Source organism: Streptomyces sp. PA03-6a (genome assembly GCF_033792765.1).
Taxonomy (GTDB): Bacteria; Actinomycetota; Actinomycetes; order Streptomycetales; family Streptomycetaceae; genus Actinacidiphila.
The window spans coordinates 1-2,032 of the sequence record NZ_JARAVK010000528.1; the positions used below are offsets into that span (position 1 = coordinate 1).

The following is a 2,032-nucleotide window of genomic DNA, read 5'->3' on the forward strand; positions in this document are numbered from 1 at the left end:
CCCCCGCGACTACACCCACGCCCTCGACATCCGCAACCGCGTCATGCTCGAACTCGAACCCGACCACATCGCCATCCGCCCCGACCACCCCGAAGAGGACTGACGCGGCGCAGGGCGCCTACGCGTCCTGCGCCGCGTAGACCCGCTCGCCGCCCACGAAGGTCTGCAGCACCCGCGTCGCGGCGATCTCCGCGGGCGGCCCGGCGAAGGGGTCGCGGTCGAGGACGACGAGGTCGGCGAGCTTGCCCGGGGTGACCGTGCCGGTGTCGTCGAGGTGGTTCACGTACGCGCTCCCCGCGGTGTACGCGGCGATGGCCGCGGCCAGGTCGACGCGCTGCTCCGGCAGGAAGACGGGGGTGCCGTCCGGGGCGTCCGGGGTGCGGCGGTTGACCGCGACGTGCAGGGCCTGGAACGGGTCGGGGCTGCTGACCGGCCAGTCGCTGCCGGCGGCGAGCGTCGCGCCGGAGCGGAGCAGATCACCGAACGGGTACTGCCAGGCGGCCCGTTCGGGGCCGAGGAACGGCAGGGTGAGCTCGTCCATCTGCGGCTCGTGGGCGGCCCACAGCGGCTGGACGTTCGCGGCGGCGCCCAGCGCGCGGAAGCGGGCGACGTCGTCCGGGTGGACGACCTGCAGATGGGCGAGGTGGTGCCGGGTGTCACGGAAGCCGTTGGCCGAACGGGCCGCCGCCACCGCGTCCAGCGCCTCACGGACGGCCCGGTCGCCGAGGGCGTGGAAGTGCACCTGGAAGCCGAGCGCGTCCAGTTCGGTGACGTGCTTCGCCAGCGCCGCGGGGTCCACGAAGCTGATGCCGCTGTTGGCGGAGGCGCAACCGCAGGCGGTGAGGTAGGGGCCGAGCAGCGCCGCCGTCCCGTTCTCCGCGATGCCGTCCTGCATGATCTTGACGCTGGTGGCACGGAAGCGGCCCCGGCTCACGGCGGTCCGCCGTTCGACGAGTTCGGGGATCTGCTCGGCGCCGCGCGCCCGGTCCCACCACAGGGCACCGACGACGCGCGCGGTGAGCAGCCCGTCGGCGATCAGGGCGTGGTAGGCGGACACCGGGTCGGTCATGTTCGCGTAGTAGCCGACGATGGCGTCCTGCCAGGCGGTGACACCCAGGGAGTGCAGCACGCGCTGGGCACGCAGCAGCGCGGCGGTCCGCTCGCCCGGGGTGACCGGCGGCAGGAGCCGGCCGACGAGGTGGAGGGCGCCCTCCTGGAGCATCCCGGTGGGGTTGCCGTCGGCGTCGCGCTCGATGCGGCCGTCCGCGGGGTCGGGGGTGTCCCGTGTGATCCCGGCGAGTTCCAGGGCGCGGGAGTTGACCCAGGCCCCGTGGTGGTCCCGGTTGGGCAGGAAGACCGGACGGTCGGCGACGACGCCGTCCAGGAGCGCGGCGGTGGGGGTGCCGCCGGGGAAGGCGTCCAGCGACCAGCCACCGCCGGTGATCCACTCGGCGCCGGGATGCCCGTCGGCGTACGCGCGGACGAGCCGCAGGTACTCCTGCGCCTCGTGGGCCTCCGCGAGATGGCACTGGCCCAGCTCGATGCCGGCGCCGAGCGGGTGGACGTGGGCGTCCTGGAAACCGGGCAGCAGCATCTTCCCGGCCAGGTCCACGACCTCGGTGCCGGGCCCGATCAGCTCCCTCACCTCGTCGTGGCCGACGGCGGCGATGCGGCCGTCGCGCACCGCCACCGAGGTGGCCCGGCCGAGGACGGGGTCGACGGTGTGCACCGGGCCGCCGGTGAGGACGAGGTCGGCGTGCGGGTGGGACATGGCGTGCGCTCCAGGGGCAGGGGTCGCAGGGCTTCGGGCTTCGGGCAGTGCGTCAGACGGTCGTACGGTCCACCGGCAGGGTCAGGGCGTCCGCGTCCGTGCCGCGGCCGGTGGCGAAGTAGGGAGAGCGTCGCACGGCGAGCGCGCCCATGCCGACGCCGATGCTGGTGGTGGCCGCGGTGCTGGAGGCGGTGATGGCGACGCCGTCGACGACACCCAGCGAACGGCGCAACTGGGCGGGGGATCTGGCGGGTCCGGGGG

At 74.7% G+C, this 2,032-nt stretch carries 2 protein-coding genes; both read right to left on the minus strand.

Features of this window, described 5'->3' with window-relative positions; all coding sequences use genetic code 11:
- Positions 1–118 precede the first annotated feature (118 nt).
- Positions 119–1,771: an amidohydrolase gene (locus PV350_RS46360; protein WP_500339282.1), complete on the minus strand. Its 1,653-nt coding sequence runs from the start codon at positions 1,769–1,771 to the stop codon at positions 119–121.
- Positions 1,772–1,823: 52 nt separating this feature from the next.
- A partial coding sequence (locus tag PV350_RS46365; protein ID WP_500339283.1) for a hypothetical protein occupies positions 1,824–2,032 on the minus strand: 209 nt, incomplete at its 5' end.

Excerpts from the sequence above, each read along its gene's own strand:
- PV350_RS46360 (WP_500339282.1), bottom strand. The coding sequence starts at position 1,771 with ATGTCCCACCCGCACGCCGACCTCGTCCTCACCGGCGGCCCGGTGCAC.